Below are 22,525 nucleotides of genomic sequence, written 5' to 3' on the forward strand. Positions count from 1 at the left end.
ACCGGCGCGGGCACAAGCACAGCGACGACGCATCGACGACGCGTCCACGGCACGGCGACGGAACACCGAAGGACCACAGGGGGATGGCAGCGATGGGGATGACCGGATGGGCGGCGGGCGGTTACGTCGCCGTGGTCGGCGGGCTGGCCGCACTGGGAGGGCTGACGGAGAACGGGCGCTTCTACCTCGCGGCCGTGCTGCTCACCCTTCCGCTCGGGCTGGCCGCCCTGGTGGCCGTGTACGTGGCCCGGGGCCTGCTGACCGGCGTCGGCGGCCTGTTCACGGAGACGAGCCTGCCGGACGGCGCCGACCCGGCGTGGCTGACCGCTGGCGGGGTGGTGGCGAACACGCTGCTGTTCACGGCCGCGGCCGTGGCCACGGTGCTGCTGGTGGAACGGCTCGCCGCCCGGCGCCGGGTGTCCCGCCGTCCCTGAGCACGCCGACGCCGGTGCCCGGTCCCCTCTCGGCGAGGGGACCGGGCACCGACGTTGCAGGGTCAGTGGTGCTTGAACTCCGGCGGGCGCTTCTCGGCGAAGGCGGCCATGCCTTCCTTCTGGTCGGCGGTGGCGAAGGTGGCGTGGAAGAGGCGGCGTTCGAAGCGGACGCCCTCGGCGAGGGTGGTCTCCAGGGCGCGGTTGACGCTCTCCTTCATCATGATCGCGGCCGGTGCGGACATCGCGGCGATCGTCGCGGCGGTGGCGAGGGCCTCGTCGAGCAACCGGTCGGCGGGGACGATCCGGGAGACCAGTCCGGCCCGCTCGGCCTCCTCGGCGTCCATGGTCCGCCCGGTCAGGCAGAGTTCCATGGCCTTGGCCTTGCCGATCGCCCTGGTCAGCCGCTGCGAGCCGCCGATGCCCGGGATCACCCCGAGCTTGATCTCCGGCTGGCCGAACTTCGCGGTGTCGGCGGCGATCAGGACGTCGCACAGCATCGCCAACTCGCAGCCCCCGCCCAGCGCGTAGCCGGCCACGGCGGCGACGACGGGCTTGCGCAGGGCGCCGAAGCGGTCCCAGGCGGCGAACCAGTCGCCGAGGTAGGCGTCGACGAAGTCCAGGGACTGCATCTCCTTGATGTCGGCCCCGGCGGCGAAGGCCCGGTCGGACCCGGTGACGACCACCGCGCCCACCGTCCGGTCCCGGTCGAACTCCTGGGCGGCCTCGACGACTTCGTTCATCAGCCGGGTGTTGAGGGCGTTCAGGGCCTTCGGCCGGTCCAGGGTGATCAGGCCCACCCGGTCGTGGCGCTCGACCCGGATCGTCTCGTAGCTCATGCGGTGTTCTCCCGAAGGGTGGTGATGATGGCCGAGAAGTCCTGACCGGAGCCGTCGCCCCGGGCGAAGTCGGCGAACAACTCGGATGCCCGGCGCCCGAGTTCGGCGGGCACGGCGGAGGCGTCGGCGGCGTCGGCGGCCAGGCCGAGGTCCTTGGCCATCAGGGCGGCCGCGAAGCCCGCCGGGTAGCCCCGGTTGGCGGGACTGGCCGGGACGGGGCCGGGCACGGGGCAGTTGCTGGTGAGCGCCCAGCACTGGCCGGAGGCCGTGGAGGCGACGTCGAACAGGGCCTGGTGGCTCAGACCGAGGCTCTCGCCGAGCACGAAGGCCTCGGCGACCGCGATCATCGAGACGCCGAGGATCATGTTGTTGCAGATCTTCGCGGCCTGCCCGGTGCCGGACTCGCCGCAGTGCACCACCTTGCGGCCCATCGCCGCCAGCACCGGTTCGGCGGCGGCGAAGTCCTCCGCCGAACCGCCGACCATGAAGGTCAGGCTCGCCGCCTCGGCGCCCGGGACCCCGCCGGAGACCGGGGCGTCCAGGGCCCGGTGGCCGGCGGTACGGGCGAGGTCCCGGGCGGCCCGGGCATCGCCGACCGCGATCGTGGAGCAGTCGACGAACAGTGCGTCCACCGCCGATGTGGTCAACTCCCGGTAGACCTCCAGCACATGGCGTCCGGTCGGCAGCATGGTGAGCACCAGTTCGGCGTCCGCGACCGCCTCGGCGGCCGAGGCGGCGATCCGTACACCCCGGCCGGCCGCCCGCTCCCGGGCCTCCGGCACCAGGTCGTGGCCGGTGACGGTGTGGCCCGCCCCGACCAGGTTGGCGGCCATCGGGCCACCCATGTTGCCGAGTCCGACGAATCCGATCCGGTGGGTCACCAGCGCTCCAGGGGGGTGAGGTCGGCGAGGCCGAGTTCGCGCTCGCCCAGCGGGGCGAACCAGCGGGCCACGGCGGCGGGGTCGACGGCGTCCAGCGTGGCCGGACTCCAGTGCGGGGTGCGGTCCTTGTCGATCACCTGGGCCCGGATGCCCTCGGCGAGGTCCGGGGTGGCCAGGGCCGCGCAGGAGCTGCGGTACTCCTGGTCGAGCACCGCCTCCAGCGGGCCCAGCTCCCGGGCCCGGCGGAGCGCGGCCAGCGTCGCCTTGACCGCCGTCGGCGCGTTGGCGGTGATCCGCTCGGCCGCCTCCTTCGCCTCCGGTTCGCCACTGGCGCCGAGCCGTTCGAGGATCTCCTCGACGGTGTCGGCCGCGTAGCAGGTGTCGATCCACTCCCGCTGTCGCTCCAGCCGGCCGGGCGGCGGCTGTTCGACGTGCCGGGCGAGCGCGTCGTGGACGCTCGACTCGGCCAGGTCGTCGAGCAGGGCGGGCAGTCGCCCGGCCGGGACGAAGTGGTCGGCGAGGCCGCAGAGCAGCGCGTCCGCGGCTCCGGCCGAGCCGGCGGTCAGCGCGAGGTGGGTGCCCAGCTCGCCGGGCGCCAGCGCGAGCAGATAGGTGCCGCCGACGTCGGGGACGAAACCGATGCCCGCCTCGGGCATGGCGATCCTGGTGCGCTCGGTGACGATCCGGACGCTGCCGTGGGCGGAGACCCCGACCCCGCCGCCCATCACGATGCCGTCCATCACCGCGACATAGGGCTTGGGGTAGCGGGCGATCCTGGCGTTGAGGCGGTACTCGTCGCGCCAGAACTCCTCGACCTCGCGCGGGTCGCCGCCGGTCGCGGCGCGGTGGATGGCGACGATGTCGCCGCCGGCGCAGAAGGCCCGGTCGCCGGCCCCGGTGACGACGACGGTCGCGACCCGCGGGTCCTGCTCCCAGGCGTCCAGGGCGGCCGCGATCCGCCGCACCATCCCGTGGGTGAGGGCGTTGAGGGCGGCGGGGCGGTTGAGGACGATCAGTCCGGTCCGGCCCTCGCGCTGCACCAGGACCTCCTCGGTCCCGGTCCCGGTCCTGACGCCGCTCCCGGCGCCGTTCCCGCTCGTGCTCCCGTTCCAGGTCATCAGGCGGCCCCGGTCAGGCCGCGGGCGACGATGACGCGCATGATCTCGTTGGTCCCTTCCAGGATCTGGTGCACCCGCAGGTCGCGGACGATCTTCTCGATGCCGTACTCGGCCAGGTAGCCGTAACCGCCGTGCAGTTGGAGCGCCTGGTCGGCCACCTCGAAGCCGGTGTCGGTGGCGTGCCGCTTGGCCATCGCGCACAGCTGCGGGGCCCGGGCGTCGCCCCGGTCCAGGGCGTCGGCGGCCCGCCACAGCAGGGCCCGGGCGGCCTCCAGTTCGGTGGCCATGTCGGCGAGGCGGAACTGCAGCGCCTGGGCGTGCAGCAGCCGGGCGCCGAAGGCCTCGCGTTCGGCGAGGTGGGCCACGGTGCGCTCCAGCGCGCTCTGGGCGCCGCCGAGCGAGCAGGCGGCGATGCCGAGGCGGCCGCCGTTGAGGCCGCCCATGGCGATCCTGAAGCCCTCCCCCTCGGCGCCGAGCAGCCGGTCGGCGGGCAGCCGCACGCCGTCCAGCACCACCTGCCGGGTCGGCTGGGCGTTCCAGCCCATCTTGCGCTCGTTGGCGCCGAAGGACAGGCCCGGGTCGTCCCGGTCGACCAGGAAGGCCGAGATGCCCTTCGGCCCGGGCCCGCCGGTGCGCGCCATGACCAGGTAGACCTGGGCGCTGCCGGCGCCGGAGATGAACTGCTTGACGCCGTCCAGCACCCAGTGCTCGCCGTCCCGGACGGCCCGGGTGGTGAGCGCGGCGGCGTCGGAGCCGGCGCCGGGCTCGGTCAGGCAGTAGCTGGCGAGGTCCTCGGCCGTGCAGAGCCGGGGCAGCCAGCGGGCGCGCTGGGCGTCGTCGCCGTGGCGGTCGACCATCCAGGCGACCATGTTGTGGATGGAGAGGTAGGCGGCGATGGACGGGCAGCCGGTGGCGAGGGCCTCGAAGGCGACCGCGCCGTCGCGGCGGGTGAGGCCGGAGCCGCCGGACTCCTCCCGCACGTAGACGCCGGCCAGGCCGAGTTCGCCGGCCTTGCGCAGCACGTCGACCGGGAAGTGCTTGGTGTGGTCCCACTCCACGGCGTTCGGGGCGAGGTGCTCGTCGGCGAAGGCCCTGGTGGTCGCGGCGATCGCGCGTTGGTCGTCGGTGAGATCGTGCACGGCGCTCATCCCATCGTCGGCATGGTGAAGCTGGCGCCTTCCTTGACCCCGGAGGGCCAGCGCGAGGTCACCGTGCGGGTGCGGGTGTAGAAGCGGATCGAGTCCGGGCCGTGCTGGTTGAGGTCGCCGAAACCGGAGCGCTTCCAGCCGCCGAAGGTGTGGTAGGCGATCGGCACCGGGATCGGCACGTTGACGCCGACCATGCCGGTGTTGACCCGGCGGGTGAAGTCGCGGGCGGTGTCTCCGTCGCGGGTGTAGATGGCCACGCCGTTGCCGAACTCGTGCTCGCTGGGCAGGCGCAGGGCTTCCTCGTAGTCGGCGGCGCGGACCACGCTCAGCACCGGGCCGAAGATCTCCTCGCGGTGGATGCGCATCCCCGGCGTCACCCGGTCGAACAGCGAGGGGCCGAGGAAGAAGCCCTCCTCGTGGCCCTCCAGCCGGAAGTCGCGCCCGTCGACGACGAGTTCGGCGCCCTCCTCGACCCCGAGGTCCAGGTAGCCGCGGACCCGCTCCAGCGCGTCCCGGCCGACCAGCGGGCCGAAGTCCGCAGCGGGGTCGTCCGAGCGGCCGACCTTCAGCGCGCCGATCCGCTCGACCAGCTTGGCCACCAGGGCGTCGGCGGTCTCCTCGCCGACCGGGACGGCCACCGAGATCGCCATGCAGCGCTCGCCCGCCGAGCCGTAGCCGGCGCCGACCAGCGCGTCCGCCGCCTGGTCGAGGTCGGCGTCGGGCATCACGATCATGTGGTTCTTGGCGCCGCCGAAGCACTGGGCGCGCTTGCCGTGGGCGGCCGCGGTCGCGTAGACGTACTGGGCGATCGGGGTGGAGCCGACGAAGCCGACCGCCTGCACCCGGGGATCCTCCAGCAGGGTGTCGACGGCCTCCTTGCCGCCGTTCACCACGTTCAGCACGCCGGGCGGCAGTCCGGCCTCCAGGAACAGTTCGGCGAGCCGCAGCGGCACCGAGGGGTCGCGCTCGGAGGGCTTGAGCACGAAGGCGTTGCCGCAGGCCAGCGCGGGTGCGGCCTTCCAGAGCGGGATCATCGCGGGGAAGTTGAACGGGGTGATGCCGGCGACCACGCCGAGCGGCTGGCGCATCGAGTACACGTCGATGCCGGTGCCGGCGTTGTCGGTGAACTCGCCCTTGAGCAGGTGCGGGATCCCGGCCGCGAACTCGACCACCTCCAGGCCGCGCTGGAGGTCCCCGTGGGCGTCGGCGACGGTCTTGCCGTGCTCGGCGGAGAGCAGCCGGGCGAGCGAGTCCCGCTCCTGCTCGACGAGTTGGAGGAAGCGCAGCAGCACCCGGGCCCGGCGCTGCGGGTTCCAGGCCGCCCACGCGGGCTGGGCCTGCGCCGCGTCGGCGATCACGGCCTCGACCTCGGCGCGGCTCGCGAGCGGCACCCGGGCCTGGACGCGGCCGGTGTTGGGGTCGTGGACGTCGCCGAAGCGGCCGGAGGTGCCGGCGGTGCGCTTGCCGCCGACGAAGTGGGTGAGTTCGGGGACGATCGACTCGGGGGTGGTCGACTCGGGGGTGGTCGGGTCGGGGAGCATTGATTCCTTCTCTCGTCAGGATGGGGAGAGGAGGAGTGGAGGCCGCGCCGGTGCGCGGGCGCACGGTGGTGCACCCGGCGGCAGGACGGCGGCGGCGGACGAACCGTCAGCGCGGGTGCGCCCCGGGGTTCGTCGGCACGGCACAGCCGGGGGCGGTGGAACGCGAGCAGCCCGGATTCATGCGTGTCGTCTCCATCCTCGTGGAAAACACGGACCTTCCGCGGCCGGTATCCTGACTCCCGGATCGACGCGCGCCCCCGGGCCTTCCCGGCTGGCTGCCAGTGGCCGAACTCCCGCGAGGACGAACTCCCCGGTCACAGTGGCGGGACCGTGCCGGACTTTCACCGGCTTCCCTGACACCGCGGACCTGTTCCGACCATATAGTTGGACGTCCTAGTAAGTCCAGAGCCCCTTGCCGTCCGGGCGCGTCGGAGCACGCACCACCGGGAACGCGACGGGCCCCGGGGAGCACCCCGGGGCCCGGACGGCAGTCGACGCGACGTCAGACAGCCTCACCAGGAGGCGTCTTCACTCGGCGGCGTGGACCAGCTCGCCCCCGACATAGGTGCGCAGCACCCGGGCGGAGGCGATCTCCTCGGGCGGGCCGGTGAGGATGTCGCGGTCCAGGACGACCAGGTCGGCCAGCAGACCGGGCGCGAGCACCCCGGCGTCGTCGTGCCCGTTCACATGGGCGGTGCCCGCCGTGTAGGCGGCGATCGCCGAGGCCAGGTCGAGCCGCTGCTCGGGCAGGAACACCCGGTCGTCGTCGGCCTCCGGCTCCCGCCGGTTGACCGCGACGTGCAGACCCGCCAGCGGGTCCGGGCTGCTCACCGGCCAGTCGCTGCCCGCCGCCAGGGTGGCCCCGGCCCGCAGCAGCGCGCCGAACGGGTACTGCCAGGCGGCGCGCTCCGGGCCGAGGAAGGGGATGGTCAGCTCGTCCATCTGCGGCTCGTGCGCCGCCCACAGCGGCTGGATGTTGGCGATCGCGCCGAGCCGGGCGAACCGGGGCAGGTCGTCCGGGTGGACCACCTGGAGGTGGGCGAGGTGGTGGCGGGTGTCGCGCCGGCCGTTGGCGGCGCGGGCGGCCTCGACCGCGTCCAGCGCCTCGCGCACCGCCCGGTCGCCGAGGGCGTGGAAGTGCACCTGGAAGTCCAGCGCGTCGAGTGCGGTCACGTACTCGCGCAGGGCGAGCGGATCGACGAAGCTGAGGCCGGAGTTGGCGGTGGCGCAGCCGCAGCCGTCCAGATAGGGGCTGGTCATCGCGGCGGTGAAGTTCTCCGCGATGCCGTCCTGCATGATCTTCACCGAGCCGGCCCGGAACCTGCCGTGGGCGGACTCGGCGCGGCGCTCGACGAGTTCGGCGATCTGCTCGGCGCCCCGCTCGCGCTCCCACCAGAGCGCGCCGTTCACCCGGGCGGTCAGCGCGCCGGAGCGCGCGGCCGCCAGATAGGCGTCGGACGGGTCCGGCTGGCCGTTGAACTCGCCGAGCAGCGCGTCCTGCCAGCCGGTGATGCCGAGCGAGTGCAGCAGCCGCTGCGCCCGCAGCAGCCCCTCCAGCCGGTCGGCGGCGGTGATCGGCGGCACCAGCCGGGCCACCAGGCCGGTGGCGCCCTCCTGGAGCACCCCGCTCGGGGTGCCGTCGGCCTCGCGCTCGATCCGGCCGTCCGCCGGGTCGGGGGTGTCGCGGTCGACGCCGGCGAGTTCCAGCGCCCGGGTGTTGGCCCAGGCGCCGTGGTGGTCCCGGTTGGTGAGGTAGACCGGACGGTCCGGGACGACGGAGTCGAGCAGTTGCCGGGTCGGCAGGCCGCCCTCGAAGCTCTCCATCGACCAGCCGCTGCCGGTGATCCACTCCTGCTCGGGGTTGGCGTCGGCGTAGGCGCGGATCCGCTCCAGGTAGTCGGCCACGCCGACGGTGCCGGTGAGGTCGCAGACCGCCAACTCGGTGCCGCCGAAGACGGCGTGGATGTGCGCGTCCTGGAAGCCCGGCAGCAGCAGCTTGCCGGAGAGGTCGACGACCTCGGTGTCCGGGCCGATCAGGTCCCGGACCTCGTCGTGGCCGACGGCGGTGATCCGTCCGCCGGTGACGGCCAGACCGGTCGCCCGGGTGCGGGCGGCGTCGCCGGTGTGCACGGGGCCGCGGGTGAAGACCAGATCGGCCTTGGTCATGGGTGGTGCTCCGTTCTCGGGTGGTGCGGGTGTGCGGGGTGCCGTGTGTCCTGTGTCGTGTGCCCGGTGCGGCGGGAGAGCGCGGGTCCGGTGTGTGTGGGGGTGCACCGGACCCGCGCCGTCGGTCGTCCTCAGACCTTCCCGGGTGTACCCGCGGCCTCGCCGAGGAAGTACGCCGAGCGCCGCCGCCAGCGCGCCCAGGCCGCCGCCGGCAGCCCGGTGACGATCATCAGTACCACGACGGTGAGCTCGAACCAGCCGTTGTCGGCGGAGAGTTCGAAGTGGTCGGCGGAGTCGTAGAAGGTCCAGGTGAGGTAGCCGCCGACGACCAGCAGGACCGCCGCGCCGAGCAGCGGGCCGACCACCGCGCGCAGCCCCTCCAGCAGGTCGGTGCGCAGCAGGTGGCGGAACCGGACGGCGGCCGCGACCGCGGTGAGCGCGTAGTAGAGGGCGACGATGATGCCGATCGCGTTGACGGCCGCCGAGATGAGGTCGTTGACGGTCGGGATGACGATCGAGCACAGTGCCAGCGCCACCGCGACCGCGGTGATCAGCAGGGTGCCGACCGCGGGCGTCCGGTGCTTGGGGTGCAGCTTCGTCCAGACCGGGCCGAGCACGCCGTCCCGGCCCATCGCGAACAGCCCGCGGGCGGTGGGGATCACCGAGGACTGCAGCGAGGCCACCGCGGAGAACATCAGCGCGATCAGCGGCAGCGCGGCCAGCGGCTGGTCGGCGAGCCGGGCGCCGAAGTACGTCAGGCCGTGCGCGCCGTTGTCCGCCAGCTCGTCCAGCGGCAGCACCCGCTGGAAGGCGGTGCCGGCGAGCAGGAACAGCAGCAGCATCACGACCAGGGCGAGGGTGCCGGCGCGGGAGGCGTCCCGAGGGTCGTGGACCTCCTCGCCGACGCTGAACACCGACTCGAAGCCCCAGTAGCAGAACACCGCGAGCACCATGCCCTGGGCCAGCGCGTCGAAGGAGGGGATCGCGAACGGGTTGAACCAGTCGAGCGAGAACGGCTGGTCGCCGGCGAACAGCCCGTAGCCGCAGAAGCCGAGCAGGACGGCGTACTCGAACACCAGCAGCGCCTTCTGCAGCCGCGCCGCCAGGCCGAGACCGCGCACCGCGACCAGCGCGGCGGCGACCAGGACGACCAGGCCGATCAGGGTGCACTGCACGGTCGAGTCGGCGTCCAGCCGCAGCCCGGCGACGCTGCGCAGGTGCGCCTCGTCGAGGAGCTGGACGATCGAGGAGCCGGTCACGGTGGTGGTGTAGGCCATGAACACCACGGTGCCGACGGTGTTCACCCAGCCGGTGAGGAAGCCGAGCCAGGGGTTGAGCGTGCGGCCCACCCAGCTGTAGCTGCTGCCGGCGTCCGGCTCCGAGCGGTTCAGCCGCCCGTAGCCGCCGGCGATGGCCAGCACGGGGAGGAACGCCAGCAGCATGATCGCGGGGAGGTGGAGCCCGACGACGCCGGCCATCAGGCCGAGGCCGATGCCGATACTGCTGGTCGCGGCGGTACTGGAGGCGGCGATCGCCGCCCCGTCGATCAGGCCCAGGGAGCGGGGCATGGAGTCCTGGGGGCCGCCGCTGTCCGCTCTCGGACCGCTGCCCATGACCTTCGCCGTCGATGCCAAGGGATCACCGCCTTGCTGGTGGGGGGGTGTGGGGGTGGGGGTGAAGTGCGAGCCATGAAACCGGCGGCTTCGAGACACGTCAATGCTGTTGTCATAAGGAGGTGGGCGGGCCCGGCACCGCTGACGCCGCGCCGAACGCTCCGCACCGAACGCGCCGCACCGTGCGCGGGCGCGCCGCCGGGGGCGCCCGGAACGCCCACCGGACGCCCTTTCCCCGCCACCGCACCCGCCGTACGGTCGCAACCGGCCGATCGTCCGGCCCGCCGCTCCCCCGCCAAGGAGGGCCCGTGGAACCCCGCTGCCCGTTCACCCACGTCCTCGACCCGCACGCCGCCGACCTGCACGCCGAAGCCGCCCACCTGCGCACCCACGGCCCGGCCGTCCGGGTCGAACTCCCCGGCAAGGTCCTCGCCTGGTCGGTGACCCGCGCCGAGGTCGCCCGGAAGCTCCTCGCCGACCACCGGCTCGCCAAGAACGCCCGCCGCCACTGGCCCGAGTGGATCGACGGCCGGGTCGGCCCGGACTGGCCGCTGGCCAGCTGGGTCGCGGTGGAGACCATGTTCACCAGCGACGGCGCGGACCACCACCGGCTGCGCACCCTGACCGCCCCCGCCTTCGGTCCCCGCCGGGTGGAGTCGCTGCGGCCCCGGGTGCGCGCGATCGTCGCCGCGCTGCTCGACGAACTGCGCGCCACCGCGCCCGGCGAGCCGGTGGACCTGCACACCCGGCTCTCCTACCCGCTGCCGACCACGCTGATCTGCGACCTCTTCGGCGTGCCCGAGGAACAGCGCCCCGAGGTGCGGCGGGTGGTCGACGGCGTCCTGGAGACCGGCGCCACCCCCGAACGGGCCAAGGCCGTCCTCGACGACCTGTTCGCCGCGATGGCGCACCTGGTGGCCACCAAGCGGGAGACGCCCGGCGACGACATGACCAGCGAGCTGATCGCGACCCGGGACGCCGCCGGCAGCCGGCTGAGCGAGCAGGAGCTGGTGTCCACCCTGATCCTGATGATCGGCGCCGGCTCCGAGACCGCCGTCAACCTGATCGACCACACCGCGGCCCTGCTGCTCAGCCACCCCGAGCAGCTCGCGCTGGTCCGGAACGGCTCGGCGACCTGGCGGGACGCCATCGAGGAGGCGCTGCGCCTCGAAGCGCCGGTGATGCACCTGCCGCTGCACTTCGCCGCCGAGGACATCGACCTCGGCGGGGGCGTGCTGATCCGCACCGGCGAACCGGTCCTGATCGCGTACGGGGCGAGCGGCCGGGACCCGGAGCTGCACCCCGACCGGCCGGACGTCTTCGACCTCACCCGGCCCGACAAGTCCAACCTGGCGTTCGGCCACGGACGCCACTACTGCCTGGGCGCCGCGCTCGGCGTGCTGGAGGCGGAGGAGGCCCTGACCGCGCTGTTCCGGACCTACCCCGAGGTCGAGCTCGCGGTGCCGCCGGAGGAGCTGCGGCACCAGGAGTCCTTCATCGTCAACGCCCTGAGCGCCCTGCCGGTGCGCCTCTCCCCCGCCGCCCGACCCGGCGGCCACCACCGGTAGCGGAACCGGCCCGGGCCGTTTGTCGGAGGCCGCCGCTACCGTACGGCCATGGACGACAACCGCGCCCCCGCCGTACGCCTGGAGCCCTGGTCGGAGGGCGACGCCGAGCTGCTGCGCGCCCTCAACGCGCCGGAGCTGACGACCCACCTCGGCGGCCCGGAGTCCGAGGAGGCGCTCGCCCGCCGCCACCGCCGGTACGTCGACCTGAGCGCCGACCGCACCGGCGCGGGGCGGATGTTCCGGATCGTGCTGCTGCCGACGGGGGCGGCGGACGAGGCGACGGAGGCGGCGGCGGCGACGGCCGGGAGCATCGGCTTCTGGGCCCGCGAGTGGGCCGGTGAGCAGGTGTACGAGACGGGCTGGGCCGTGCTGCCGGCCTTCCAGCGCCGGGGCGTGGCCACGGCCGCGGCCCGCGCGGTGGCGGAGCGGGCCCGGGCCGAGGGCCGGCGCCGCCACCTGCACGCCTTCCCCTCGGTGGACCATCCGGCCTCGAACGCGGTCTGCCGGGCGGCGGGCTTCGAACTCCTGGGGCCGCAGGACTTCGAGTACCCGCCGGGCCACCCGATCCGCTGCAACGACTGGAGGCTCGACCTGGAGCGCTACTGACCGCAGCGCGTCTCAGCCGAGCCGGAGGTTCCAGCGACCGGCCCGGCCGGTCAGTTCGACCACCGCCAGCGGGGGCACGTCCAGACGCCGGAAGGCCTGGTCCGGGACGCCGAGCGCGTGCACGGCCGCGGCCCGGACGGCGTCCGGCTCGGCGACCACGAGGACCCGGCCGGTGAGCCCGGCCGCCGTCCCGTCCAGCCACCCGGCGACCCGGGCGCACAGCTGCCGCACCGACTCGCCCCCGTGCGGGGCGGCGGCCGGGTCGGCGAGCCAGGCCATCAGGGCCTCCGGCTCCTCGGCGGCCACCTCGTCGAGGGTCCGCCCGCGCCAGCGCCCGGCCGCGCAGCCGCGCAGCTCGGGCTCGGCGACCGCGTCGGCCAGGCCGAGCTCCTCGGCCGTGCGGCGGCAGCGGGCCGAGGGCGAGACGAAGCGGTGGGACGCCACCGGGAGGTCCGGCCGGAGGGCGCGGGCCGCGCGCACCCCGGCCTCGTCCAGCGCGTCCCCGCCGTCGGCCGCGCCGCCGTCGGCCGCGCCGCCGTCCGCCGCACCGCCGTCCGCCGCACCGCCGTTCGCCGCACTGATCCCGTACGCGGAGGCTTCGTCGGCGAACCGTGCCTGCCGCAGTTCGGGTCCGATCGCCGGGGAGACGAAGATCACCCGTACCGTCACGTGTTTTCCCCCTTCGTACACCTGTCACCCTTGGGGGCCCTCGGAGCGCCGCGCTCCGTGCCCTCCCCGCGCCCGCCCCGCGCGCGAATCCGCAGGTCGCGCCACGACAACGATTCCGTGAGCGCCCTTGGCGCCGTCGTCACCGGGCGCTACGGTCTCCCCCGACAACTGAAGACGACGGCGAGACGGAAGTCCGGTGCGAATCCGGCACGGTCGCGCCACTGTATGCCGGACCAGGTCACCTCACGCAACGGCGGGGCCCGGCAAGTCAGACCCGATGGCCGTCGTCCGAGCTCCACCGAACGGGACGCGTGTTTCCCCCAGGAGGTCCTGCCATGGCCCAGTCCGTCTTGTCCCCCAGCCTGCCCTCGGCCGGCTCCGCCCCCGCATCGCTGCCGATCCGCGCGATCCTGCCCTGGGCGCTGTTCCTCGGCACCCTGATGCTGGTCCTGCTCTACTTCGTCGGCGCCGAGCAGGGCGCCACCTCGGTCTTCTCCGGTGCGACGGTGCACGAATGGGTGCACGACGGTCGGCACCTGCTCGGCTTCCCCTGCCACTGATCCCGGAGAACACGCACCGATGAACAACTCCGCAACCATGCCGTCCGGCACCGTGGGCAGACTCCTGCTGCGCGGTCTGCTGGCCGGCCTGATAGCCGGGCTGGTGGCCTTCGTCTTCGCCTACACCGTCGGCGAGGGCCCCGTCTCGGACTCCATCGCGCAGGAGCAGGCGCACTCCGCCCCGGCCGGGCACCACGACCACGGCGGCGGCTCCGCGGCCGCGGCCGGCGGTGCCGAGGACGCGTCCGCGCACGAGCACGCGGCCTCCGACGCCGGGGGCGAGGAGGAGGAACTGGTCAGCCGGGACCTCCAGTCCACCGCCGGTCTCGCCACCGGCGTGCTGGTGTACGGCGTCGCGGTCGGCGGGATCGCCGCGCTGGCGTTCTGCTTCGCCCTCGGCCGGGTCGGCCGGTTCGGCCCCCGGGCCACCGCCGCGCTGGTCGCGGGCGCGGCCTTCGTCACCGTCTACTTCGTGCCGTTCCTCAAGTACCCGGCGAACCCGCCGGCGGTCGGCAATCCGGACACCATCGGGAAGCGCACCGCGCTGTTCTTCCTGATGATCGCGCTCAGCGTGCTGATCGGCGTCGCCGCGGTGATCCTCGGCAAGCGCCTGGCCCCGCGCCTGGGCACCTGGAACGCCACCGTCGCGGCCGGCCTCGGCTACGCCGTGGTGATGGCCGTGCTGGCCTTCGTCCTGCCGCCCAACGACGACGCGATCCCGGACGGTTTCCCGGCCGCGCTGCTGTGGGACTTCCGGCTCGCCTCGATCGGCCTCCAGGTGGTGCTGTGGACGGGGTTCGCCCTGCTCTTCGGCACCCTGGCCGACCGGGCCCTCGCCCCGGCGGCTCCGGCCGCCGAGCGCGCGCCGGTCGCCGCCCCGGCGGTCTGACCACCGGCCCTCACCGGCTCTCACCTGCCGTCACCGGACCGCACCGGACCGCTCCGCACCACCACTCGACCCCGCCGAAGGCGCGCCGGCGGGGTCGAGTGGTGCTGCGGCGGCGTCCGGCCGCCGGATCAGACCGTCGCCGCCTCGGCGCTCGCCGCCCCGGCCTGTGCTGCCTGTGCCGCCTCCCGCTCCGCCCCGGCGGCCGCGCCCCGGGCCCGGGCCCGCTTGGCGTAGGCGATCGTCCAGGTGACCAGCAGCGCCGTCACCCCCAGAGACAGCACCGTGTTCAGCGCCTGCATCGCGTCGGTGTCGAGCACGTACGAGAGCCCGACCCGCAGCCCGGCCTCCAGCAGATAGGCCACCCCCCAGCCGACGGTCAGATTGCGCTGGACCCGGCGGAACCCGGGCAGCGCCCAGAGCCCCTCCCAGCGCTCCAGCGACGAGGCCGAGCCGTCGGTGGCGAACTTGCGGCCGAAGTAGAACATCAGCGGCCGGGGCGCGGCCAGACTGGCCAGGCAGATCACTCCGAACAGCCCCGTGATCACCGAGTCCTTGACCAGCAGGAAGTGCGCGTCGGCCGGCCCGGCCAGGGTGACCGCGACGGTCAGCCCCAGGAACAGCAGCGACACCGCCGCGAACTCGTCCACCCGCCGCTGCCACGCCAGGTAGATCCCCAGATCGACGGCGGGCCAGACGGCCGAGATCACCAGCGCGGTGAACTCACCGTAACCGTGGCCGGTGAGCTGGTTGTAGGTGATGATCGGCGCGACGACGTTCAGGCCGATGGTGAGCGCCCAGCCGAGTGCGTTCGCACCGCCGCGCCCCTTGGTTGCCTCGGACGGCAAGGTTTCCCCCGATGATCTTGATGATGGGCGGAGGGACTCTAGCGGATCCCCCGTCAGACCCGCTACGGCGCGCGCGCCCTCCCCCGACAGGTCGTCGACGACCTGTCACCGGCGCCCGGCAACAGCGGGAGCACGGACACACGTTCGCCGCGAATTCTCATCCGGCGCCCGGCCGCCCGGGCCCCACCGCCGCCCGGCCGCCGAACACCCCAGGCCCGCACCGTTGGTGCGTGTGCACCGGCCGACGGAGCCCGCCCAAGCCCGCCCGCCGGCCGAAACACCTTTCCCGACAAGGCCATTGACGAGTACGCGGAAACCGTCGCTAGGATGTCGGCGCTCTCGACGGCGACCCGCTCCGCGGCCGCCCCCCGAGTGGCGATCTCCGTTCCGTCCGCACGCCGGTTGGAGGGGGCCATGATGCCGATCGACCCGCTCGACCCGGCCGGGCGGCCGGAATACCCGCCCGTCGCACCCGGCGACACCGTCGACCGGCTGGGCGGGCGCGACGTCCCGGACCCGTACCGCGCCCTGGAGGACGCCGACGCCCCCGCGACCCGGGAGTGGTCGGCCGGCCAGCGGCGGCTGTTCGACCGGCTGCGCGACGGCTGGCCGACGCTGGACGCGTTCCGGACCGCGATGACCCGGCTGACCGCCTTCGAACATCTGACCTCGCCCCAACTCGCGGGCGACCTGGCCTTCTTCACGGTCCGCGGCCCTGCGGACGAGCACCCCGCGCTGGCGGTCGCCGACCCCTCCGGCGCCCGCCGGATCCTGTTCGACCCGCACCGCCACGACCCCACCGGCTCTACCTCGCTGGGCGGTTGGACACCCGACCCGACCGGCACCCTGGTGGCCGTGCAGACCACCGAGGGCGGCGCCGAGGAGTACACCCTGCGGGTGCTGGACGTCGCCACCGGCCGCACGGTGGACGGGCCGATCACCGGCTGCCCGTACGGCAACGTCGCCTGGTCGGGCGGGCCGGACGCCTTCTACCACGTACGCGGCGGCCCGGGCGGCACCGGTGGCGCCCGGCTGTACCTGCACCGGATCGGTGAGCACCCGGCCGCCGACGCCGAAGTCCCCGGTGCCGCAGCGCCCGCCGACGGCCCCGACCACGACACCGGCCACGACACAGCCGGCGACACCGACGACGACGGCCCGGGCCCCGAACTGGACGTCCTGCTCGGCGCGGACGGCCGCCTGCTGGTGGCCGCCACCGCCGACGGACTCTCCAGCGGCAACCGCGTCCGGATCGCCGACCTGGCCCTCGGCACCCCGGAGAAGCCCGACTGGCGCCCGCTGACCGCCCTGGACGGCGGCTGGAGCTCCCCCTGGCCCGCCACCGACGGCCTGCTCTACGTGCTCACCGACCTCGACGCGGACCGGGGCCGGATCCTGGTCCTGGACCCGGCGGCACCGGAGCGGCCGCGCACCCTCGTCCCCGAGCACGAGCACGAGGTGCTGGAGTCCTTCGCCGTCCTCGACGACCCCGCGCTGCCCGTCCCGCTGCTGCTGGTGCTCCGCTCGGCCGGCGGGTACGGCCGGATCACCCGGCACGACCTGCGCACCGGCGAACCGCTCGGCGCGCTCCCCCTGCCCGGCACCGGCGTCGTCACCGATCTGACCTTCCGTCAGGGCGGCCACGAGGCCTGGTTCGGCTACTCCGACCCCACCACCCCGGAGACCGTCCACCACTACGACGCCCACCGCGGCACGACCGAGGTGTGGCGGGCACCGGGCACCCCGGACGTCCCCGCCGTACTGGTCTCCGAACTGCGCTGCGCCTCCCCGGACGGCACCGAGCTGACGGTGCTGCTCACCCGGCCCGCCGACCGCCCGACCGGCCCGCTGCCGACCGTCCTCCAGGGCTACGGCGCCTTCGGCGAACCCCAGGTCGCCGACTACTACGCGGCGGCGCTCGCCTGGGCCGGCCTGGGCGGCCAGTTCGCGGTGGCCCGGGTGCGCGGCGGCGGCGAGCACGGCGAGGGCTGGCACCGCGCCGGGATGCGCGAGCACAAGCAGAACGGCATCGACGACTTCCTGGCCGCCGCCCGCGCCCTGCACGACCGGGGCCTGTGTCCGCCCGACGGGCTCGGCGCGTTCGGCCAGAGCGCCGGCGGCCTCCTGGTCGCCGCGGCGGCGACCCAGCACCCCGGGCTGTTCGCCGCCGTGGCGGCCACCGCCGCCCCGCTGGACATGGCTCGCTACGAGCTGAGCGGCTACGGGCCCTACTGGACCGACGAGTTCGGCACCCGGGAGGACCCGGAGGAGCTCGGTCGGCTGCTCGGCTACTCGCCGTACCACCGGGTGACGGCGGGCACCGCCTACCCGGCCGTGCTGCTGACCGCGTTCGAGGACGACGCCAGGGTCGACCCGCTGCACGCCCGGAAGATGTGCGCCGCCCTGCAGCGCGCCACCTCCTCGGCGCGCCCGGTGCTGCTCCGCCAGGAGGCCGGCGTCGGGCACGGGGCCCGCGCCCGCACCGGGCGGCTCGCCTATTTCGCCGATGTGCTGGCTTTCCAGGCCGAATACCTGGGACTTTCCGTCCGCTCCGACCGATTCTGAAGATCCCCCCGCGAAAAGCTGTTCTGACATCTTGTCCGGGAAGTTCTGCGATGAATAGCATGGAGTCCGATCGGAGGGGGGAGGTGATTCCAATGATCAAGAAGTCCACCAAGCGCTACAGCAGCGCCGCCAGCACCGCCAAGGGCTGAGCCTGAAATGCGGCGGGGCCTCCTTCGCAACGACGCCCCGCCGCACCCGTCCGGAACTCCTCCGCACATTACCGGACCGGTATATCCATGATTTCCGTCGCCCAGTCCCCGGAGGGGTATTCGTGGCACGTCCCGCGCTCAAGACGAGCATCCCCTACTTCGTTTCCGACGGCTCGGTCCACTTCCGCCTCGGCGGCGAGCTGACCTCGCTGGAGGACACCGACGGCCGCGTGCTGGGGCTGCTCCGGCTCCTGGACGGCAGCCGCGAGCTGGACGCCGTCCACCGCGACCTCAGCGCCGACTACCCCGACCTCACCGCCGAGGACGTGCGCGAGGCCGTCGACGAACTGGACGCGATCGGCCTGGTGCAGGACACCGCCGACCGGGGCGAGGACTTCGACGCCGCCGCCCGCGAGCGCTGGTCCAACAACCTGGGCTTCTTCGAGACCTACGCCTCCCTGGGGACCTCCAAGTACGAGTTCCAGCGCCGCATCCGCGACGCCCGGGTGGCCGTGCTCGGCGTCGGCGGCATCGGCTCGCACACCCTGATCGACCTGGTCGCGATCGGCTTCACGGACATCCGGATCGTCGACTTCGACAAGATCGAGGTCTCCAACTTCAACCGCCAGATCATCTACGGCGAGCCGGACGTCGGCCGCACCAAGGTCCACGTCGCCGCCGAACGGGCCCGCCGGCTCAACAGCCGGGTGCGGGTCGACGCGGTCGAGGCCAAGCTGATGTCCGCCGACGACGTCTACGCGGTGGTGCACGACCGGGACATCGTGATCGCCGTGGTCGACCGCCCCAAGGTGCACGTCGCGCACTGGCTCAACGAGGGCTGCGTCCGGGCCGGAGCCACCCTGATCGGCGGCGGCGTCGACACCCAGCGGGCCATCCACTACACGATGGTGCCCGGCGTCAGCGGCTGCGTGGAGTGCTGGTACGGGCAGGTCCGCCGGGACGACCCGACCTCGCGGATGGTGCTGGACGTCCTCGACGACATCGACCGCGAGGGCAGCGCCTACGGCGAGGACACCGCCGCCTTCAACGGGCTGGTGGTGGTCGCGGCCGCCCACATGGTCTCCGAGATGGTCCGGCTGGCCTCGCGGGTCTGCCCGCCGCTCGCGGTGGGCCGGCTGCTGGAGCAGACCTTCCACAACCCCCGGGTGCACCAGGCCGAGACCTGGACCCGCGACCCGGACTGCGCCGTCTGCCGCGACGCCCGGCCCGCCGCCGGTGCCGAGTGGCTGACCCGGGTCGACCGGGAGGAGCTCCCCTTCTGACCGAGCGATCCGCGGAGCCACGGCCCGCGAACGGCCGGGAACCCGGCGGGAACGCCGTACCGGCGGCGCCCGCCGGGATTCCGGCCGTTCCCGGAACGACAACGGAACATCTCTTTCTTTCCACCGATCCACCGTCGATAAAAGTGCATAGGAGAACGCCGGTGCCCACCGCGAAGCCGATCGAGGAACGTCCGACCCCGGGCCCGGCGGACATCCGCCTGCGCGCCGCATTCCTGGTCTCCGGAATCGGCGACTGGATCTACCGGCTGGCCATTCCGGTCCTCGTCCTGAAAATCACCGGATCGGCCACCTCGACCGCCCTCGCCTACGCGATCGAGTTCATTCCGTACATCGTGATCGGACTCTTCGCCGGCGTCATCGCGGACCGGTTCGACCGCCGCCGGGTGATGATCCTCTGCGACCTCTCCTCCGCCGTGCTGGCGCTCGCCGTCACCGCGCTGGCCACCCTCGACCGCCCGCCGCTGGCCGCGATCTACCTCTGCGCGTTCCTGCTCGCCTGCGTCCGACCGTTCTACTTCCCGGCGTTCCAGGGCTTCCTGGTCGACGTGGTGCCCGAGCGGCGGCTCGCCCGGGTCAACTCCTGGACCCAGACGGTCGACAGCGCGCTCGGCTTCATCGGCCCGGTGGCCGGCATCACCGCCGTCGCGGCGCTCGGCGTCCCGGTCTCCGCGCTGGTCAACGCGCTCTCCTTCGGGGCCTCCGCGCTGCTGATCGCCGCCATCTCCGGCACCCCCGCCCCGGCCGCGGGGCCGACCACGGCCGCCCGGATCGCCAAGGACTTCGCCGACGGCCTGCGGGCCCTGCGGACCATGCGGGCGGTGCTCTGGGGCACCGTACTGATGGCCCTGTCCAACCTCGCCGCGTGGACGGTCGAGGGCAGCCTCTTCTACCTCGTCCTGGAGGTCGAGGAGAAGCCGAAGGTCGTGCTCGGCCTCGTGCTCGGCGCCCAGGGCCTCGGCGCCGTGGTGGGCGGGGTGCTCGCACCGCGCCTGACGGACCGCTACCGCCTGGGCCCGCTGCTGGCGTTCGGCATGGGCCTGTCCGGGGCGACCATGGTCCTGCCGGCCCTGGTGCCCACCTGGTGGGCGGTGCTGATCGCCTGGGGCGTGGAGGGCGTCGCCACCTCGCTGGTGATCGTCAGCTGGTTCACCGCCCGGCAGAAGGTGGTGCCCTCCGAGGTGATCGGCCGGGTGGTGTCGGTCAGCCGGGCCGCCGCCTACGCGACCATCCCGCTCGGCGCGGTGCTCGGCGGCCGGCTGGTCTCCGGCGCCTCCCCCACCCGCACGCTCTTCGTGTGCGCGGCCGTGGTGCAGGCGGTAGTGTTCCTCGGCACCGCGTTCTCCCCGGTGGTGCGCATCGACCCCGGCCCCGGGGGCAGCACCACAGCCGGTGCCGATACCGGTACCGGCGACGGAACCGCCCAGGCCGACACGGTCGAGGCCGGCTGACCCGGCGCGGCGGGGACACCACGGCGTCCGAGGGAGGACCCGGCATGACGGAGACCGGAACAACGCGGAGCGGCAGCACGGAAGCCGGTACGGCGAAGGCGCGGCTCGCCCGGCGCTACCTCGAGGTCAACGGCGAGCACCCGATGACCGACGCCGACGACGCCTACGTCGACCGGCACTTCGCCCCGCTGGAGCCGCTCTGCGCCCGCCACGGCCGGGAGCCGGACGAGGTCCGCGGCCACATGCTCGACGGCCGCCTCCCGCTGCCCGGCTACCTGCGCTCCGACGGCACCGAGATGGTCGCCCCCGACCTGCTCGAACTGGTCGACGAGGCGGGCGGGTTGGCGAAGCTGCCGGACTGGTTCCGGGGCCACTGGGCGGACCGGGAGGAGGGCGAGGAGGAGTACGAGTCGTACCTCAGCGGCCAGAACGTCTGTCTGCACCGTCTCCACCCGGTCACCATGCGCCGCAAGGCGGAACTCGTCCGGGGCATCACCGAGGCTCTCGGCCGCCCCGCCGACGGGCCCTCCGGCCGGCTGCCCGAGCTGCCCGCCCTCCATGCCATGGTCGACGAACTCGACGCCCTGGAACCGCCGTTCACCGCCTACGACCGCCTCCGCTTCGGCGGCCCGGTCTCCCGGGACACCTGCATCGACGCCGTCCGCCGCGACCACCCGCTCGACTGACCGCCGCCCTCCGGCGGTGGCCGTCGGGCAGAGCGGTCACAACCGGGCGTGCGCCCCGATGTCGGCCCGGAACGCCGCCACCATGGCGGCCGTCACCGTCGGGCGGCACGCGCCGATCGCGGCCAGGTGGTCCGCGGTGGTCGCGCCCGGCACGGCGTCGTCGCGCTCGAAGGCCGTCTGGGCGGCGAGGCGCGCGGCGTGCTCGATGTCGGCGGGCGAGAAGTGCTCGCTCGCGGCCACCAGCGCGGGGACGTCCACGTCCACCCGGTCGGTGCCGAGCGCGTAGCGGGCCCAGATCGCGGCCCTGGCGTCCGGGTCGGGGGTGCCGATCGGAATGACGTAGTCGAACCGGCCGGTGCGCAGGAACGCCGGGTCGAGCGAGCGGACCGAGTTGGTGGCGCAGACCAGCAGCCGGCCGTCCCGTTCCCGGAACCCGGGGATCAGCTTCAGCAGTTCGTTGGTCACCCCGTGCGTCGCCCCCGCCGGGCCGGGCTCGCCCCGCACGGGCGCGATCTCCTCCACCTCGTCGATGAAGACCAGCACCCGCTCCAGCTCGCCGATTCGGGTGAACGCGCCGCGCAGCGCGGCGGCCAGGTTACCCTCGTCAGCGAGGCGGGAGGGCAGCAGTTCGACGAACGGCCAGCCCAGGCGGGAGGCGATGGCCCGGGCGAAGGTCGTCTTCCCGGTGCCGGGCGGCCCGAACAGGGTGATCGCCCGCGGCGGCCGCACGCCGTGCCGGGCGGCGCGCTCGGGTTCGGCGAGCGGCAGCACGACCCGCCGCTCGATCAGCTCCTTCTCGGCCGTCATCCCGGCCACCTGGTCCCACAGGTCCCCGCTCAGCACCCGCCCGCCGAGTTCGTCCAGGGTCCCGGCGGCGGGGCCCGCGGCGGGCTCGGTCTTCTCGAAGTACGCGGCGGCGGGCCGCCGTTCGTAACCGGCGTTGCGCAGCCCCTCGCCGAGCAGCTCCTCCGCCGGCAGCACATAGGCGATCCGTCGCACCCGGGCCTCGACCAGTCGCCGTTCGAGCTCCCGCAGCAGCGCGCTGGCCAGGCCGCGCCCGCGCCAGGCCGGGGCGATGGCCACCCGCATCACCCAGGCCCGTTCGCCCGTGCCCGCGACCTGGGCGAGGGCGGCCCCGATCGGCAGGCCGTCGTGCACCGCGACCACGGCGGGCTGGCGGGCGGTGAGCGCGCCGATGCACTCGGCGAGCGAGAACACCGACTCCTGCCCGAGCCCGGCGGTGCTGTCGATCAGATGGACGACGGCGGCGAGGTCGTCCTCGCGGTAGTCGTGGATCAGCCAGTTCACGTGCGTCGCTCCTCGGGTGCGCCGGTTGCCTGCGGGTTCCGGTGAACCTAGGTCCGGCGCGGTGGGGCCGTCGCGCACCACTCGGGCCAAGGCGACGTGGACGAACCGTACGCGGATGCGACTTCCCCGGACCCGCCGCATCCCGCACGGGCACGCCCACAGGTGCGGGTACGGCCGGATACCGTCACATT

19 protein-coding genes and 1 riboswitch are annotated in these 22,525 nt (G+C 74.0%); of the genes, 9 read left to right on the plus strand and 10 right to left on the minus strand.

Annotation, left to right across the window (positions count from 1 at the left end; genetic code table 11):
• The first annotated feature begins 83 nt into the window (after window positions 1-83).
• Entirely contained in the window at window positions 84-434 is a 351-nt protein-coding gene (locus IF01_RS0115705) for a hypothetical protein (RefSeq protein WP_149030233.1), read from the plus strand.
• A gap of 62 nt (window positions 435-496) precedes the next feature.
• On the opposite strand, the gene IF01_RS0115710 is transcribed toward IF01_RS0115705, so the two are convergent.
• From IF01_RS0115710 to IF01_RS0115740, 7 genes are all read right to left on the minus strand, one after another.
• Complete coding sequence (locus tag IF01_RS0115710; RefSeq protein WP_030394031.1) at window positions 497-1,270, minus strand: enoyl-CoA hydratase; 774 nt, start codon at window positions 1,268-1,270, stop codon at window positions 497-499.
• The gene (gene mmsB, locus IF01_RS0115715; protein ID WP_030394032.1) at window positions 1,267-2,151 is read right to left on the minus strand and encodes a 3-hydroxyisobutyrate dehydrogenase; all 885 of its coding nucleotides are present in this window, start codon (window positions 2,149-2,151) and stop codon (window positions 1,267-1,269) included. Before mmsB ends, IF01_RS0115710 begins: the two co-directional genes overlap by 4 nt.
• Complete coding sequence (locus tag IF01_RS0115720; RefSeq protein WP_078879990.1) at window positions 2,148-3,269, minus strand: enoyl-CoA hydratase/isomerase family protein; 1,122 nt, start codon at window positions 3,267-3,269, stop codon at window positions 2,148-2,150. Before IF01_RS0115720 ends, mmsB begins: the two co-directional genes overlap by 4 nt.
• On the minus strand, window positions 3,269-4,417 hold the full coding sequence (locus IF01_RS0115725) for an acyl-CoA dehydrogenase family protein (RefSeq protein WP_030394034.1): 1,149 nt from the start codon (window positions 4,415-4,417) through the stop codon (window positions 3,269-3,271). Before IF01_RS0115725 ends, IF01_RS0115720 begins: the two co-directional genes overlap by 1 nt.
• Window positions 4,414-5,958, minus strand: a complete 1,545-nt coding sequence (locus IF01_RS0115730) for a CoA-acylating methylmalonate-semialdehyde dehydrogenase (RefSeq protein ID WP_157855241.1) — start codon at window positions 5,956-5,958, stop codon at window positions 4,414-4,416. Before IF01_RS0115730 ends, IF01_RS0115725 begins: the two co-directional genes overlap by 4 nt.
• 205 nt (window positions 5,959-6,163) lie before the next feature.
• A riboswitch (cobalamin riboswitch) is annotated at window positions 6,164-6,337 on the minus strand.
• Between the two features lie 149 nt (window positions 6,338-6,486).
• Entirely contained in the window at window positions 6,487-8,124 is a 1,638-nt protein-coding gene (locus IF01_RS0115735) for an amidohydrolase (RefSeq protein WP_030394036.1), read from the minus strand.
• A gap of 131 nt (window positions 8,125-8,255) precedes the next feature.
• Window positions 8,256-9,692, minus strand: coding sequence for an APC family permease (locus IF01_RS0115740; RefSeq protein ID WP_233289974.1), 1,437 nt, complete (start codon window positions 9,690-9,692; stop codon window positions 8,256-8,258).
• Window positions 9,693-10,045: 353 nt separating this feature from the next.
• On the opposite strand from IF01_RS0115740, the gene IF01_RS0115745 reads away from it, so the two are divergent.
• Together IF01_RS0115745 and IF01_RS0115750 are read left to right on the plus strand one after the other, a co-directional pair.
• Entirely contained in the window at window positions 10,046-11,305 is a 1,260-nt protein-coding gene (locus IF01_RS0115745) for a cytochrome P450 family protein (RefSeq protein WP_030394038.1), read from the plus strand.
• Between the two features lie 48 nt (window positions 11,306-11,353).
• A complete protein-coding gene (locus tag IF01_RS0115750; RefSeq protein WP_030394039.1) occupies window positions 11,354-11,911 on the plus strand; it encodes a GNAT family N-acetyltransferase in 558 nt (185 codons plus the stop codon).
• Window positions 11,912-11,923: 12 nt separating this feature from the next.
• Here IF01_RS0115750 and IF01_RS0115755 read toward each other — a convergent pair whose 3' ends face one another.
• Complete coding sequence (locus tag IF01_RS0115755) at window positions 11,924-12,580, minus strand: histidine phosphatase family protein (RefSeq protein WP_030394040.1); 657 nt, start codon at window positions 12,578-12,580, stop codon at window positions 11,924-11,926.
• A gap of 335 nt (window positions 12,581-12,915) precedes the next feature.
• Here IF01_RS0115755 and IF01_RS0115760 point away from each other — a divergent pair, with 335 nt between their 5' ends.
• Both IF01_RS0115760 and IF01_RS0115765 read left to right on the plus strand, forming a co-directional pair.
• Window positions 12,916-13,140 (plus strand): CbtB domain-containing protein, encoded by a 225-nt coding sequence (locus IF01_RS0115760; protein WP_030394041.1) that lies wholly within the window; start codon window positions 12,916-12,918, stop codon window positions 13,138-13,140.
• Window positions 13,141-13,177: 37 nt separating this feature from the next.
• Window positions 13,178-14,029, plus strand: coding sequence for a CbtA family protein (locus tag IF01_RS0115765; RefSeq protein ID WP_030394042.1), 852 nt, complete (start codon window positions 13,178-13,180; stop codon window positions 14,027-14,029).
• A gap of 128 nt (window positions 14,030-14,157) precedes the next feature.
• On the opposite strand, the gene IF01_RS0115770 is transcribed toward IF01_RS0115765, so the two are convergent.
• On the minus strand, window positions 14,158-14,874 hold the full coding sequence (locus tag IF01_RS0115770; protein WP_030394043.1) for a VC0807 family protein: 717 nt from the start codon (window positions 14,872-14,874) through the stop codon (window positions 14,158-14,160).
• Window positions 14,875-15,288: 414 nt separating this feature from the next.
• On the opposite strand from IF01_RS0115770, the gene IF01_RS0115775 reads away from it, so the two are divergent.
• The 4 genes from IF01_RS0115775 to IF01_RS0115795 all read left to right on the plus strand — a co-directional run bounded on the left by IF01_RS0115775 (window position 15,289) and on the right by IF01_RS0115795 (window position 21,026).
• A complete protein-coding gene (locus IF01_RS0115775; protein WP_051755394.1) occupies window positions 15,289-17,439 on the plus strand; it encodes a prolyl oligopeptidase family serine peptidase in 2,151 nt (716 codons plus the stop codon).
• 271 nt (window positions 17,440-17,710) lie between these two features.
• Window positions 17,711-18,871 (plus strand): HesA/MoeB/ThiF family protein, encoded by a 1,161-nt coding sequence (locus IF01_RS0115785; protein WP_051755396.1) that lies wholly within the window; start codon window positions 17,711-17,713, stop codon window positions 18,869-18,871.
• 161 nt (window positions 18,872-19,032) lie between these two features.
• Window positions 19,033-20,340, plus strand: coding sequence for an MFS transporter (locus tag IF01_RS0115790; RefSeq protein WP_030394046.1), 1,308 nt, complete (start codon window positions 19,033-19,035; stop codon window positions 20,338-20,340).
• 44 nt (window positions 20,341-20,384) lie between these two features.
• Entirely contained in the window at window positions 20,385-21,026 is a 642-nt protein-coding gene (locus IF01_RS0115795) for a DUF6058 family natural product biosynthesis protein (protein WP_051755397.1), read from the plus strand.
• A gap of 36 nt (window positions 21,027-21,062) precedes the next feature.
• Here the strand turns inward: IF01_RS0115795 and IF01_RS0115800 are convergent, their stop codons facing one another.
• Window positions 21,063-22,334, minus strand: coding sequence for an ATP-binding protein (locus IF01_RS0115800; RefSeq protein WP_030394048.1), 1,272 nt, complete (start codon window positions 22,332-22,334; stop codon window positions 21,063-21,065).
• Between the last annotated feature and the right edge of the window lie 191 nt (window positions 22,335-22,525).

Source organism: Kitasatospora purpeofusca (assembly GCF_000718025.1).
Classification (GTDB): domain Bacteria; phylum Actinomycetota; class Actinomycetes; order Streptomycetales; family Streptomycetaceae; genus Kitasatospora; species Kitasatospora purpeofusca.